The sequence below is a fragment of the Salinigranum salinum genome (assembly GCF_009176545.1).
In the GTDB taxonomy this organism is placed as follows: domain Archaea; phylum Halobacteriota; class Halobacteria; order Halobacteriales; family Haloferacaceae; genus Salinigranum; species Salinigranum salinum.
This window is the reverse complement of sequence record NZ_VTOJ01000002.1, coordinates 1,367,790-1,380,709: the sequence shown is the minus strand read 5'-3', so window position 1 is coordinate 1,380,709 and position 12,920 is coordinate 1,367,790. Positions and strand designations below refer to the sequence as shown.

Here is a 12,920-nt window from a genome sequence, read left to right as displayed (position 1 = left end):
GATGTCGCAGGAAGAGCTGTCCGACGACGGCGGGGCGTCCAGTGAGGTACTCCCCGCGTCGACGCCACCCCCGGTCGCCGACCCCGACTCGGTCGACCTCGACGATCCCGCCCTCTATCTCAACCGCGAACTCTCCGAACTCGCCTTCCAGCGGCGCGTCCTCCACGAGGCCATCGACGAGCGAAACCCCCTCCTGGAGCGCGTGAAGTTCCTCGCCATCTTCACCCGCAACATGGACGAGTTCTTCATGAAGCGGGTCGGCGGGCTCAAACAGCAGATGGACGCCGGCGTCACGGAGCTGACGCCCGACGGACGGACGCCCCGCGAACAGTGGGCGGAGATCCTCGAGGCGGCGCGCGACCTCTTCGGCCGCCAGATCGACTGCTACGCCGACGTCGCCTCGGCACTCGACGCCGCCGGCGTCCAGATCCTCGGCTGGGACGACCTCTCCCCGGAGGAGCAGTCGGCACTCCGCGACTACTTCGAGCAGTCGGTGCTCCCGACGCTGACGCCGCTGACGTTCGATCCCGCCCACCCCTTCCCGTTCATCTCGAACCTCTCGCTCTCGCTGGCGGTGCTCACGCGTGACGGCGAGGGGAGCGACGTCAAGTTCTCCCGCGTGAAGATCCCGCAGAACCGACCGCGGCTCGTCCGTGTCGGCGACGACGCGTCCGACCACCGCTACATCCGGCTCGAACACGTCGTCGAGGCGAACCTCGACCTCCTCTTTCCGAACGTCGAGGTGCTCGACACGTCGCTGTTCCGCGTGACGCGAAACGCCGAGGTGAGACGGAACGAGGAGGTCGCGGAGGGGCTCATCGACATGATCGAGGACGTGCTCCGCCAGCGCCGCTTCGCCACCGTCGTCCGCCTCGAGATCTCCGCCGACGCACCCGATCGCGTCCGCGAGCTCCTGGTCGAACAGCTCGACGTCGACGAGCGCGAGGTGTTCGAACTCGGCGGCCTGCTCGACTTCGCCCCCCTGTTCTCGCTCGTCGACCTCGACCGTCCCGACCTCAAGCTCGCCCCGTGGACCCCCCAGGCACACCCGCGCTTTCTCGGCGTCGATCCCGAGGAACCCGACGAACTGTTCGCCGCGATCCGGGAGGACGACGTGCTCGTCCACCACCCGTACCACTCGTTCACGACGACGGTCCAGTCGTTCCTCGACGCCGCCGCCTCCGATCCGGACGTGCTCGCGATCAAGGCCGCGATCTACCGGACGGCGTCCGACTCGAAGGTCATCGAGAGCCTCATCGAGGCGGCGAAGAACGGCAAACAGGTCGCGGTGATGGTCGAACTCAAGGCCCGGTTCGACGAGGAGAACAACCTCCGGTGGGTCAAACGCCTCGAAGAGGAGGGCATCCACGTCGCCTACGGCACCATCGGACTCAAGACCCACTCGAAGACCGCGCTCGTGGTGCGCGAGGAGCGAGACGGCGTCCAGCTGTACTCGCACGTCGCGACCGGCAACTACCACTCCGAGACGGCGAAGACGTACACCGATCTCGGCCTCCTCACCGCCGACCGCGACGTCGGCCAGGACCTCGTGAAACTGTTCAACTTCTTCACGGGCCACTCGCTGCACGAGTCCTACCGGAAACTGCTGGTCGCCCCGGAGAACATGCGCAGCGAGTTCGTCCGACTCGTCCGTCGGGAGGCCGACCACGCCCGGAACGGTCGCGAGGGGAAGATCGTCGTGAAGATGAACTCGCTGGAGGACCCCGAGATGGTCCGCGAACTGTACCGTGCGTCGATGGCCGGCGTCGACATCGACCTCCTCGTCCGGGGGATCTGCCGGCTCCGCCCCGGTCTCGACGGCGTGAGCGAGACGGTCGACGTCTCGTCGATCGTCGGCCGGTTCCTCGAACACTCGCGGATCTTCTACTTCCACAACGACGGCGACCCCGACTACTACATCGGGAGCGCCGACTGGATGACGCGCAACCTCGACCGCCGCGTCGAGGCCGTCACGCCCGTCGAGGACCCCGACCTCCGCACGGAACTCCAGTACGTCCTCGACGCCATGCGCGAGGACAACCGCAAACGGTGGGTGATGCATGCCGACGGCAGCTACGAACAGGTCCGGCCGGGGGACGACCCCGTCCGGAACACCCACCAGCGGCTGATGCAGCGCGCGACGGAGTCGGTTCCCGAGACCGAGCGGACCGTGACGCTCTCCGGCGACGCGCTCCGCGAATCCAGCGTCGATCTCGACGGCGTGTACACCGACGAGCAGTAGCCGCCCTGACTCGCTCGCCGGCGGGCCCGCGGCGCTCCCGCTTCGTGCGACCTCGACGCCGCTTCGTGCGACCTCGACGTCGCTCCGAGTGTCGACGCCGTCACCGGTCGACCTCGCCCATGATGGTGTCGAGGCTCCCTAGCGTGGCGATCATGTCGGCGACGTACTCCCCTTCGGCCATCTCGGGGAGCGCCTGGAGGTTCGAGAAGGAGGGACCCCGGATCTTGAACCGCGCCGGCGTGTCGGTGCCGTCACTCCGGATGTAGATGCCGAGTTCGCCCTTCGCCGCCTCCACCGCGCGGTAGATCTCCGTGTCGTCTTTTGGCCGAAGGGTCCGGGGGACGTTCGCCTGAATCGTCCGATCGTCCTCGGGCCACCCCTCCAAAAGGTCGACGCACTGTTCGACGATCTTCGCCGACTCCTCGATCTCGCGGAGCCGAACGAGGAGCCGCGAGAAGTTGTCGCAGCCGTCCTCGGTGACGACGTCCCACTCCAGTTCGGGGTAGTAGCCGTAGGGGTCGTCGCGGCGGAGGTCGTAGTCGATATCCGAGCCGCGGGCGACCGGGCCGGTCGCGCCGTACGACTTCGCGACTTCGGGGGGTAACACGCCGGTGTCGACCGTTCGCATCTGGATGATCTCGTTGGCCGTCAAAAGGTCGTGGTACTCACCGAGGGCTCGGACCAGGTGGTCGACGACGTCGCGGACCGTCTCGAAGAACTCCTCGCGGGGCTCGGGCAGGTCCCAGACCACCCCGCCGAGTCTGAAGTAGTTGAACATCAGCCGCTGTCCCGTGAGGTCCTCGAGGATGTTCTGGACTTTCTCCCGGTCGCGTATCGCGTACATGAACGTCGCGGTGAACTCGCCGACGACGTCAAGCGCGTACGTCCCCACCGCGAGCAGATGCGAGAGGATGCGAGAGAGCTCCGCCCCGAGGGTCCGGACGACCTGCGCGTACTCGGGGACGTCGATATCAGTCATCTCTTCGGCGGCTCTCGCGTAGGCCCACTCGTTCAACAGCCCCGCCCCGTTCCAGTCCCAGCGGTCGGGGTAGGGCATGATCTGGTAGCGGTAGGTGCCCTGCTGGCACATCTGCTCCTCGCACCGGTGGATGTAGCCGAGGTCCGGCTCGAGGTCGACCACCTGCTCGCCGCTGAGCGTCGCCTCGACGTGGAGCACGCCGTGGGTCGCGGGGTGGTGCGGGCCGACGTTGACCAGCATCGTCTCGCCGTCCTCGCGGTCGGGCTCGATCGGATTCCGGTTCTCGGCGTAGGGGACGATCTGGGGGCGGTCCTGGTCGTAGTCGAGCGAGAGAGGGTGACCCTGCCAGGTCTCGGGGAGCAGAATGCGTCGGAGGTCGGGGTGGCCCTCGTACTCGATACCGATCAGGTCGTAGGCCTCGCGTTCGTGCCAGTCGGCGGTTCTGAAGACGGGTTCGGCCGTTTGACTCCCGGGGGCGTCTTTGGCTGTGGGGACGACGACGCTCACCTCGCGGGTGCGGTCGTCGTACGACGTCAGATGGTAGATCGACTCGTAGCGGTTCTCGTACTCCTGGGCCGTGACACACGAGAGGTGGTCGAAGCCGGCCTCGTCGCGGAGCGTCGAGAGCACGTCCTGAACCGCGTCGGGGCGGACGACCACGGCGGGCGCGTTGCCGTGTTCTTCGAATCCGAGCACGTCGTCGCCGAGAAGCGTACGGAGCGTGGCCTGTGGGTCGTCGCAGAGGGCAGTCCTGGGGTCGTCGCGGAGGGTGGATGGTGCCTCTGTTGGTGGGTGAGCGTGTGACTGCTCGGGAGCCATACCCGGAGATTCACCTACCAGCCCCCTCGGTGTTCTGCCGCAGGCGTGCGGCGGTTTTATGCCTCGGTCGGTCGACACGCCGTGCGTGAAGTCGCTCCGCCTCCGCCTGCACCCGGCTCCGGACGCGGTCCACCCCATGCACGAGTTCGTGGTGCGCCACGAGGGATACACCCGGTCGCGGCTCGTCACCGAAGACGAGTCGGAACCGGGCGCTGGTTCGTCCGGGGGGTCGGGGTCACCCGACGACGCGGACGACGAGCCACGGGCGCTCCTGTTCCACGTCGAGGGACCGGACCCTCGCCGCGACGCGTACGCCGACGCGCTCCGCGACACCGACAGCGTCGTCGACTTCGAACTCGATCGTCGGGACCGTACCCTCTACGCGTACGTGCTCGAGGACCGCTCCCCGTTCGACGAGCGGCTCGCGGCGACGTTCTCCCGGCTGCGGCTCGTTGTCGTCCCGCCGGTCGACTTCGCCGCCGACCGGAGCATCCGTCTCACCGTCGTCGGGAGCGCGAGCGCGGTGCAGTCGGCGGTGTCGGCCGTCCCCGAACGCATCGAGACGGACGTCCGACGCGTCGGGGGGTTCGACGGGACGGTCGTCGACCCCACTGGCGGGGCGGCGCTCACCGAACGCCAGCGTGAGGCGGTCGAGGCGGCCGTCGAGGTCGGTTACTACGGCGCGACGCGCGAGGGGAGCGTCGCGGCCGTGGCCGAGGCACTGAACTGTTCGACGGGGACGGCCGCCGAACACCTCCGGAAGGCCGAGGCACGGGTGATGCGCGCCGTCGTCGGGGAGCAGTAGAGTGAACGCGGGTCGTCGTGCGCCGGATCTACCGCTCGCCCACGACGGTCTGCATCGCGTCGCTGTTGTACGCGCTTCCGACGCCCGCGTCGTCGAGGACGATCACTCCCGCCCGTGATCCGGTCACCGTGGCGAACTCCTCGATCGCTCCCTCGGCGGCGTCCTGTGCAGTCGCGCCGTCTTCGAGTCGATCGACGGCGCGCCGGGCGAGCGTCACGCGGGCGATCTCCTCGCCGGCACCCGTGGCGGACGCGCCTCCCGCGGGCGTACAGTAAAAGCCCGAGCCGACCTGCGGGACGTCGCCGACGCGGCCGGCGAGCGCGAACCAGCGACCCCCCGTCGACGTCGCCGCCGCGAACCGCTCGCCGTCGCCGGCGACCGCGCCGACGGTGTCGTGGTCCGCTCGCGTGGGGTCCGTCCCGCCCGCGTCGTCGCCGAACCGGTCGCGCACCCACGCGAGCTGTTCGTCCGTGCTCGCCTCCGGCCCCGGCGGGTCAGCCGCCGCGTACCGCTCGCGGGTGGCGTCGGTCAGGAGGTCCTGGTCGGTCGTGACGCCGACGTGCCCGGCGAAGGCGACGCCAGGATCGCCCGCGAGGAGCACGTGTGGCGTCTCCTCGCAGACAGCGCGGGCGACGGAGACGGGATGTTCGACGCCGGTGAGCGAGGCGACCGCGCCGACGGCCCGATCCGCGGTCATCACGCCCGCGTCGACGCGGACGGTCCCGTCGGACTGGACCGCCGACCCACGACCGGCGTTGAACCGTTCGTCGCGCTCGAGGACGCGGACCGCCGTCTCGACGGCAGCGAGCGGGCGCTCGGCACGGGCACCGCGCTCGGCCGCTCGGTCGAGCACTGCCTGTCTGTCGGCGGGGTTGGCGGGGTTCGCGCCGGCACCACCGTGGACGATGAGACGCACAGTCGGTGCTGACGCGGAGACGGCTTATACTGTGGGCCGTTTCTCTCGTGGCCCGTCTCTCTCCGGGGGCGACCACTTCGGCGACACGTCGCTCGAGCGTCGGCCTCGGACCCCGTCGCCCACCCGTGGTGGTCGCTCCGCCACCCCGCCGCGAGCCGTTTAGACGGCCGCTCAGCGCGTGCGAAGAGCTAACACGTCTGTCGGCGCGGACGGAGAACGGCAGGCATTTTAACGTGGTACGGAAATCCGTGATTGTTCATGAGTTACGAGAAGGTCGAGGTTCCCGAAGACGGCGAGCCGATCACCCTCGCCGACGAGGAGACCGGAGCGCTCGACGTACCGGAGACACCCATCATCCCCATCATCCACGGCGACGGGATCGGGACGGACGTCGGTCCGGCGGCCCAGAAAGTGCTCGACGCCGCCGCCGAGGCCACGGGGCGCTCGATCGCGTGGATGCGCCTGTACGCCGGTGCCTCCGCCCGCGAGAAGTACGACGAGAACCTCCCCGACGACACGGTGCAGGCCATCCGCAACCACCGCGTCGCGATCAAGGGGCCGCTCACGACGCCCGTCGGCGCGGGCTTCCGCTCGCTGAACGTCGCGCTCCGACAGAAGCTCGACCTCTACGCGAACGTCCGACCCACCTACCACCTCGACGGCGTCCCCTCGCCCGTCACGGACCCGGGTCAGATGGACATGATCACCTTCCGTGAGAACACGGAGGACGTCTACGCCGGCATCGAGTGGGAGGCCGAGACGGAGGAGGTCGAACAGGTCCGCGCGTTCGTCGAAGACGAGATGGGGTTCGACGAGAAGATCCACGACGGCCCTGTCGGCATCGGCATCAAGCCCATCTCCGAGTTCGGCTCGAAGCGACTCATCCGCGAGGCGATCAACTACGCGATCAACAACGACCGCGACACCGTCACCCTCGTCCACAAGGGGAACATCATGAAGTTCACCGAGGGCGCCTTCCGCGACTGGGGGTACGAGGTCGCCGAGGAGGAGTACGGCGACGACGTCATCACCGAGGACCAGCTGTGGGACGAGCACGACGGCGAGGCCCCCGAGGGGACGGTGGTCGTCAACGACCGCATCGCGGACAACATGCTCCAGCAGCTCCTCACCCGCACGGGCGAGTACGAGGTCATCGCGACGATGAACCTCAACGGCGACTACATGTCCGACGCCGCCGGCGCACAGATCGGCGGGCTCGGCATCGCCCCGGGCGGCAACTTCGGTCACGGCCGCTGTCTCGCCGAGCCGGTCCACGGCTCCGCACCCAAGTACGCCGGCGAGGACAAGGTCAACCCGACGGCGATGATCCTCTCGGGCCGCATCATGCTCGAGTACCTCGGCTGGCAGGACGCCGCCGCGCTCGTCAAGGACGCCGTCGAGGACACCATCTCCTCGGGCACCGTCACGTACGACCTCCACCGCCAGATCGAGGGCGGCACCAGGGTCGCCACCAGCGAGTTCGCCGAACGAGTCGTCGAGCGGATCCACGAACTCGCGTAAGTCGCTCCCTCGTTCGGCCGCACTTCGGGGCCCATCTCGTCCCCCAGCCGCTTCGATCTCCCGGACTGCTTCGATTCCTCGCTCCCCACACCGCGCAGCGATGCCGACCGGCGCACCCACGCCGTCCCATCACGTCGACGAGCGTGACTCTCCGCTCGCTCCCTCGCGACCCCCGCAATACCCATGACCCGGGGCTTCGAAGCGGGGTGCATGGAGACCGTCGTCGACCGCGGCGCGCTGTTCAGCCCCGCGCGGTTCGTACTCGTGCTGTTCGCGGCGTTTTCGGTCTCCGTGCTCGATCTGTACGTGGTCCACCTCCTCGGCGTTGAGACGATCGCGGAACTGCTCACGCGGACGGTGCTCTACACGGTGGGGCTGTACGTCGGGCTGACCATCGTCGCCCGGCGCTGAGCGGCTCGACCGATTCCCGCCACTCCGTCCCCGGTCTCCGGTACCCGCTCTTCTCGACGCGGTCGCGGCGTCGTCCCCGTGTCGCGACGTCGCGCCGCCGCCTACGCCTCCAGGAGTTCGACGAGGTTCCCCTCCGGATCGCGGAGGAACAGGATCCGGGTGCCGCTCGCCGTCGTCTGTGGCGCGCTCACCGTCTCGACCGCCTCCGGGAGCGACTCGTAGACGGCGTCGACGTCCTCGACCGCGAAACCGAGGTGTGCGGTCCCCGGTCGGTTCACCGCATCCGAGTGGACCGCGTCTCCCTCGGGATCGTACGCCACGAGTTCGATCCGGACGCCGCCGGCGTCGAGGTGGGCGAAGTCGGCGCTGGCGCCGTCGACGCCGACGCCGGTGGCGAACGCCTCGCCGTCGACGGTGAAGCGGTCGAGGAGCGAGAGATCGAGCACGGTCCGGTAGAAGTCGACTGCGCGGTCGAGGTCGGCGACGGTCACGCCGACGTGGTGGGCGCGGAGCTCCGGCATGTTCGGACGCGAGTGTGGCTGTCGGTTACCCGTTTCGGTCCCGTCCACGCGCGTCGTCTCGCCCGGCGTCGCCGCCCGTCCGGAACGAGGGTGACCAGCCACCGCCTTTTTGTCACATCGTCCCACTCGGTCGGGTATGGAGCGAGACCGTGCCGAGGGGATCCTGCTCGGGCTGGCCTGTGGCGACGCGCTCGGCCGGCCGGTCGAGTTCGAGACGCCCGCGCGCATCCTCGCGCAGTACGGCGAGGTGACGGAGATGCTCGCGAACGGCACCTGGGGGAAACCGGCCGGGACGGTGACCGACGACACGGAGATGGCGCTGTGTCTCGCGCGGAGCCTCGTCGACTGCGGCGGGTTCGATCCGGCCGACGTCGCCGACCGATTCGTCGCGTGGTACGCGTCGGGCCCGTTCGACGTCGGGCACATGACTGCTCGGGCACTCTCGCGCATCCGCGACGGCGAGCCGTGGGACGTCGCTGGCCAGCGGGTGTGGGAGGAGTCGTCCGAGGGATCGAACGCCGGCAACGGGAGCGTCATGCGTGCCGCCCCGCTCGCGCTCGCGTTCGCCTCGCGAGAGGCGACGCTCGTCGACGCGAGCCGGGACAGTTCTCGGATCACTCACGCGGACCCGCGCTGTACGGCCGGCTGTGCCGTGTTGAACCTCACGCTCGCCGGTCTCCTTCGCGACCGGCCCGCACCCCTGTCGACCGCGCTCGACCGCGTGGAGACGCCCGACGAACTCCGCGAGGCGCTCGAACCGGTCGCGGCGGGCGAGCTCGACTCCGACGACCTCCGGTCCACCGGCTACGTCGTCGACACGCTCCGGACCGCGCTCTGGTACGGCCTCCACGCCGACTCTCCCGAACGAGCGCTCGTCGACGTGGTCAACATGGGCGGCGACGCCGACACCGTCGGCGCGGTCACCGGTGCGGTCGTCGGCGCACGCTTCGGCGCGGACGCGCTGCCCGACCGGTGGCTCGACGATCTCGACCGGGACGACCTCGGGGACCTGGCGCGGGCACTCGCAGCACTGTCCGGGGGCACGTCGGCGTCGGACCCGGCTTCGAAGGAGTGATGACGACGAGTCCGCGTCCAGTGAGACGTTCGCGACTGGCCCGCATCCGTCAGAGTCGCGGCCGCCCACGGCGTCGCTGGAGCCACGCTCGGCCCCAGATGAGGGCAGAGAAGACGACGGCTCCGGCCGTGTCGGCCACGAGGTCGATCCCGGTGTCGTGGAGGTAGAACGATCGGCTCCAGTTGACCCAGAAGTCGGTGAACAGGCGCTCGTACACCTCGAACCACGTGCCGATGGCGAGCACCAAGAGCGGGAGCACGACGAAGACGGCGAACGGCCCCCGGGCGAGCCGTGGCCGGTAGACGTAGAGCACGGCGGCGACGCCCAGCCCCGAGAGGGCGTGGACCATCACGTCCCACCACCAGATCTTCGAGTAGAGGAACAGCCCCATGCTGGCGAAGTGGAGCCCGGTCACGGCGACGCCGAAGCCGCCGACCGCGTACACCGCGCCGGGGTGGAGCGACCGGCGGCGACTGAAGTCCTCGACCCATCGGGCGGACCGAGAGACGCTTCGGGGTCGGGGGAGCATACGATATTCGACGGAGACCTCGCTCAAAAGCGTTCGCCCCCGGTTATCACGGCTGACGACCGGATCCGGTTCTCCCGCGGGCCGGGTTGCGGACGCGGCCGTACAGCCACTGGACGCACGCGAAGGCGAGCGCGCCGGCCGTGTCGAGCACGAGATCGATCGCCGTGTCCTCGACGTAGAAGGAGCGCGACCACCCCCACCAGAAGTCCTTGAACAGGCGTTCGTACACCTCGAACCACGTACCGATGCAGAGGACGCAGACCGGCAGGAGGACGAACAGTCCGAACCGCGACCGGAAGCCGTCGGTCCACGCGAGGTACAGCAAGGCGGCGACGCCGAACCCCGACGTCGAGTGGGTGAGCAGGTCCCACCACCAGATCTCGGTGTAGATGCCGTACGCGAGTCCCGCGAAGTGGAGCATAGAGACCGCGGCTCCCCAGACCAGTGCGGTCGCCCACGCACCTCGGCGGTGTGGCCGGTACCAGACGTTCTTCTCCTCGACGACGGAGACGGGTTCGATCATCGACACGGTTTCATCCCCCGGCGGACCCTGCGTCCCGACGCTGCTGGCCACGGCGGGAGCGAGTCGGGTCCGGTCCGGGTCGGTTGGGAGTGCATCCGTTTCGTTCGTTCACTCTCTCGACCGACGTGAAATACGTTCGCTGTCGTGTCAGCGCACCGCTTCGGCGGCGGTGATCCCACGGTTCGCCCGGTGCGTCGCGGAGGTATTTACCGTTGCGGGCGGGAGTGTCGGGTATGTACGCGGTCGTCGGCTGTACGGACTGTACGGCACTGTGGCTCCTGTCGGATCCCGACACGTCGAAGACGGCCCGCTGTCCGCGTTGTGGGAGACGACACCAGACTCGCAAGCTCAGACGGTTCTTCGAATCCGACGACCGCGACGCCGCCCGACAGGCCCGGTCGGAGCTCCTCGCGAAGCGGCAGGGCGCGTCCGAGGCGGTCGCCGACCTGGAATCGGTCGCCGAGATGGAGCGGCAGACCGAGGAACCGGCCGTCGACGACCACGAGTATCTCGAAGGCTCGGGACTGGACGCCGACGCGGTGGCGGCCGCCGGGAGCGAGTCGCGTGGGTCGCGGAGTCGCGACCAGGTGGTCCGCGACGCCGTCCGAGAGCAGGACCGTCCCTCGGAGGAAGAAGTCGTCGACTACGCCGCCGAGTACGGCGTGCCTGCCGACGCCGCCCGCGACCTCCTCGAGACGCTCGTCCGCCGCGGCGAGATCTCCGAGAGCCGCGGTCGCTACCGACTGCTCTGATCCCCTAGAGCACGCCCAGCAGCCGAAACACGGTCAGGACGGAGACGAGGACGCCGAGCGCGAGTTTCACCACGCGTAGCGTCAGCAGCGTCCGCTCGTACTCGTCGGTCGCGGTGGTCGTCGGGGCCGTGGCGGTCGACTCACCGGTGTCGGTCGTGTCGGTCGTCATGGTGGACGCGCCCGCCGGTGCTCGCCGACGAGCGCGTCGAAAGCGAGGGACTGCTGCGGAAAAAACGCGAGCCAGACGCGCGGCGGAAGTGAAACTGAACCGACCGGCCTACCGCCCGAGCGACTCGTGCGCGCTCGAGAGGTGCCGCGAGGCCAGCGCCGACAGCAACGAGAGTTCGCCGGCGAGTGCGCCCACCGCGATACATTCGGCGAGCGCGTCGGCGTTCGTCCCCGGGGGGTCACCCCCACCACGAACCCCGAGGACGTCGAGGCCCTCCGACTGCGTGGGAAGTTTGGTCCCGCCGCCGACGGTGCCGACCTCGAGCGACGCGAGCGACACTGCGGCGTAGAGTCCGTCTTCGCGCACTTCGACGGTCGTGATCGCGTTCGCGCCCTCGACGACCTGCGCGGCGTCCTGGCCCGTCGCGAGGAACATCGCGGCGACGACGTTGGCGACGTGGGCGTTGAACCCCAGCGACCCCGCTTTCGCGCTCCCCGTCAGGTTCTTCCGGGTGTTGACTTCGGCGACGGCCTCGGGCGTGGTGTGCAGGCGCTTTTCGACGACCTCGCGGGGGATCAGGACGTCGGCCGTGACGCTCCGGCCGCGCCCCTCGACGGCGTTGATCGCGGCGGGCTTCTTGTCGGTGCAGAGGTTCCCCGAGAGCGCCACGAGCGAGGCGTCGGTCTCCCGTTCGACGACTTCGCAGGCCGCGCGGGTGGCGATAGTGGCCATGTTCATCCCCATCGCGTCCTTGGTGTCGTAGCGGAAGCGGAGGAAGACGTTGTCGCCGACGACGTACGGCTTCACTTCCTCCAGTTCGCCGTGGTTCGTCGTCTCCTCGGCGGCTCCTTTCAGCGCGGCGTGATTGTCGCGGACCCACGACGCGAGCGCCTCGGCCTCGACCACGGAGTCGACCCGGAAGACGGGCGCACGGGTCATTCCCGACGCGGTGACGCGGGCGGTCGCCCCGCCGGCGCGGTCGATGACGGAACAGCCCCGGTTGACGGAGGCCACCAGCGCTCCCTCCGTCGTGGCCATCGGGAGGTAGTAGTCGCCGGCGGCCGCGCCGCCGTCGATCGACACGGGCCCGGCGACGCCGGCGGGGATCTGCACTGCACCGACCATGTTCTCGATGTTCGGGTCGGCGGCGGCGGCGTCGAAGGCGTACCGTCCCACGGTGTCGAGCGACGCGCCCGACTGGGCTTCGACGAGGAGGCGTCGGGCCGCCGTGGCCGTGTCGGCGTCGGTGTGCTCTTCGAGTTCGTGGAGCCTGAGATCGCCCGCGCGGACGCGCTCGGCGAGCGTCTCGGCGTCCGCGGTCGCGGTCGCGTCCTGATCCGTTTCCGGCGACGGATCGGGGTCCGAGTCGGTCATACGCGTCCGTCTCGTTCGGGCGGCTAACCGTTGTCGGTCCGGCCCGTCGTGGTCGGCGCGTGAGAGCGAGCGAACGGCGTGAGCGAACGACCGCGCGAGGGGACGTGCTCGCGCCTCCGTGCGCGAGCACCCGGCTGGGGAGGCACGAGGCTTCTCGCCGCGCCCGTACTCGCCTCGGATGCGCCGTCTCGGTCCGCACGTTCTTCAGCTCCACTCTCCGCTGGCCCGTCTCGGTCCCCGCGTTCTCCGTCTCCCGAACGTTCTTGCCCCTCGCCCACACCTGG

13 protein-coding genes are annotated in these 12,920 nt (G+C 69.4%); 6 read left to right on the top strand and 7 right to left on the bottom strand.

From position 1 onward, the window contains the following. The first annotated feature begins 1 nt into the window (after position 1). Positions 2-2,242: a polyphosphate kinase 1 gene (ppk1, locus tag FZP69_RS18035; protein ID WP_152042752.1), complete on the top strand. Its 2,241-nt coding sequence runs from the start codon at positions 2-4 to the stop codon at positions 2,240-2,242. Positions 2,243-2,342: 100 nt separating this feature from the next. Here the strand turns inward: ppk1 and FZP69_RS18030 are convergent, their stop codons facing one another. Further along, the gene (locus FZP69_RS18030) at positions 2,343-4,040 is read right to left on the bottom strand and encodes an NADH-quinone oxidoreductase subunit D (protein WP_152042751.1); all 1,698 of its coding nucleotides are present in this window, start codon (positions 4,038-4,040) and stop codon (positions 2,343-2,345) included. 85 nt (positions 4,041-4,125) lie between these two features. On the opposite strand from FZP69_RS18030, the gene FZP69_RS18025 reads away from it, so the two are divergent. After that, positions 4,126-4,845, top strand: a complete 720-nt coding sequence (locus FZP69_RS18025) for a helix-turn-helix domain-containing protein (RefSeq protein WP_152042750.1) — start codon at positions 4,126-4,128, stop codon at positions 4,843-4,845. Positions 4,846-4,873: 28 nt separating this feature from the next. On the opposite strand, the gene FZP69_RS18020 is transcribed toward FZP69_RS18025, so the two are convergent. Beyond that, on the bottom strand, positions 4,874-5,761 hold the full coding sequence (locus tag FZP69_RS18020; RefSeq protein ID WP_152042749.1) for an isoaspartyl peptidase/L-asparaginase: 888 nt from the start codon (positions 5,759-5,761) through the stop codon (positions 4,874-4,876). Positions 5,762-6,019: 258 nt separating this feature from the next. On the opposite strand from FZP69_RS18020, the gene icd reads away from it, so the two are divergent. Continuing rightward, positions 6,020-7,282: an isocitrate dehydrogenase (NADP(+)) gene (gene icd / locus FZP69_RS18015; RefSeq protein WP_152042748.1), complete on the top strand. Its 1,263-nt coding sequence runs from the start codon at positions 6,020-6,022 to the stop codon at positions 7,280-7,282. A 210-nt stretch (positions 7,283-7,492) separates the two neighbouring features. Beyond that, positions 7,493-7,693, top strand: coding sequence for a hypothetical protein (locus tag FZP69_RS18010; protein ID WP_152042747.1), 201 nt, complete (start codon positions 7,493-7,495; stop codon positions 7,691-7,693). A gap of 101 nt (positions 7,694-7,794) precedes the next feature. On the opposite strand, the gene FZP69_RS18005 is transcribed toward FZP69_RS18010, so the two are convergent. Next, the gene (locus FZP69_RS18005) at positions 7,795-8,214 is read right to left on the bottom strand and encodes a VOC family protein (RefSeq protein ID WP_152042746.1); all 420 of its coding nucleotides are present in this window, start codon (positions 8,212-8,214) and stop codon (positions 7,795-7,797) included. A gap of 136 nt (positions 8,215-8,350) precedes the next feature. On the opposite strand from FZP69_RS18005, the gene FZP69_RS18000 reads away from it, so the two are divergent. Next, on the top strand, positions 8,351-9,289 hold the full coding sequence (locus FZP69_RS18000) for an ADP-ribosylglycohydrolase family protein (RefSeq protein ID WP_152042745.1): 939 nt from the start codon (positions 8,351-8,353) through the stop codon (positions 9,287-9,289). A 49-nt stretch (positions 9,290-9,338) separates the two neighbouring features. On the opposite strand, the gene FZP69_RS17995 is transcribed toward FZP69_RS18000, so the two are convergent. Together FZP69_RS17995 and FZP69_RS17990 are read right to left on the bottom strand one after the other, a co-directional pair. Further along, positions 9,339-9,818 (bottom strand): hypothetical protein, encoded by a 480-nt coding sequence (locus FZP69_RS17995; protein WP_394350164.1) that lies wholly within the window; start codon positions 9,816-9,818, stop codon positions 9,339-9,341. Between the two features lie 46 nt (positions 9,819-9,864). Further along, entirely contained in the window at positions 9,865-10,341 is a 477-nt protein-coding gene (locus FZP69_RS17990; RefSeq protein WP_394350172.1) for a hypothetical protein, read from the bottom strand. Between the two features lie 233 nt (positions 10,342-10,574). Between FZP69_RS17990 and FZP69_RS17985 the strand changes: the two genes are divergently transcribed. Next, positions 10,575-11,093: a DUF5817 domain-containing protein gene (locus tag FZP69_RS17985; RefSeq protein WP_152042744.1), complete on the top strand. Its 519-nt coding sequence runs from the start codon at positions 10,575-10,577 to the stop codon at positions 11,091-11,093. A 4-nt stretch (positions 11,094-11,097) separates the two neighbouring features. Here the strand turns inward: FZP69_RS17985 and FZP69_RS22735 are convergent, their stop codons facing one another. Together FZP69_RS22735 and hmgA are read right to left on the bottom strand one after the other, a co-directional pair. Further along, complete coding sequence (locus FZP69_RS22735; protein WP_192918641.1) at positions 11,098-11,262, bottom strand: hypothetical protein; 165 nt, start codon at positions 11,260-11,262, stop codon at positions 11,098-11,100. Positions 11,263-11,370: 108 nt separating this feature from the next. Beyond that, entirely contained in the window at positions 11,371-12,636 is a 1,266-nt protein-coding gene (gene hmgA, locus FZP69_RS17980; RefSeq protein ID WP_152042743.1) for a hydroxymethylglutaryl-CoA reductase (NADPH), read from the bottom strand. Between the last annotated feature and the right edge of the window lie 284 nt (positions 12,637-12,920).

Excerpts from the sequence above, each read along its gene's own strand:
- FZP69_RS18030 (WP_152042751.1), bottom strand. The coding sequence starts at position 4,040 with ATGGCTCCCGAGCAGTCACACGCTCACCCACCAACAGAGGCACCATCC.
- FZP69_RS17985 (WP_152042744.1), top strand. The coding sequence starts at position 10,575 with ATGTACGCGGTCGTCGGCTGTACGGACTGTACGGCACTGTGGCTCCTG.
- hmgA (WP_152042743.1), bottom strand. The coding sequence starts at position 12,636 with ATGACCGACTCGGACCCCGATCCGTCGCCGGAAACGGATCAGGACGCG.
- FZP69_RS17990 (WP_394350172.1), bottom strand. The coding sequence starts at position 10,341 with ATGATCGAACCCGTCTCCGTCGTCGAGGAGAAGAACGTCTGGTACCGG.
- FZP69_RS18005 (WP_152042746.1), bottom strand. The coding sequence starts at position 8,214 with ATGCCGGAGCTCCGCGCCCACCACGTCGGCGTGACCGTCGCCGACCTC.
- FZP69_RS22735 (WP_192918641.1), bottom strand. The coding sequence starts at position 11,262 with ATGACGACCGACACGACCGACACCGGTGAGTCGACCGCCACGGCCCCG.
- icd (WP_152042748.1), top strand. The coding sequence starts at position 6,020 with ATGAGTTACGAGAAGGTCGAGGTTCCCGAAGACGGCGAGCCGATCACC.
- FZP69_RS18000 (WP_152042745.1), top strand. The coding sequence starts at position 8,351 with ATGGAGCGAGACCGTGCCGAGGGGATCCTGCTCGGGCTGGCCTGTGGC.
- FZP69_RS17995 (WP_394350164.1), bottom strand. The coding sequence starts at position 9,818 with ATGCTCCCCCGACCCCGAAGCGTCTCTCGGTCCGCCCGATGGGTCGAG.
- FZP69_RS18010 (WP_152042747.1), top strand. The coding sequence starts at position 7,493 with ATGGAGACCGTCGTCGACCGCGGCGCGCTGTTCAGCCCCGCGCGGTTC.
- ppk1 (WP_152042752.1), top strand. The coding sequence starts at position 2 with ATGTCGCAGGAAGAGCTGTCCGACGACGGCGGGGCGTCCAGTGAGGTA.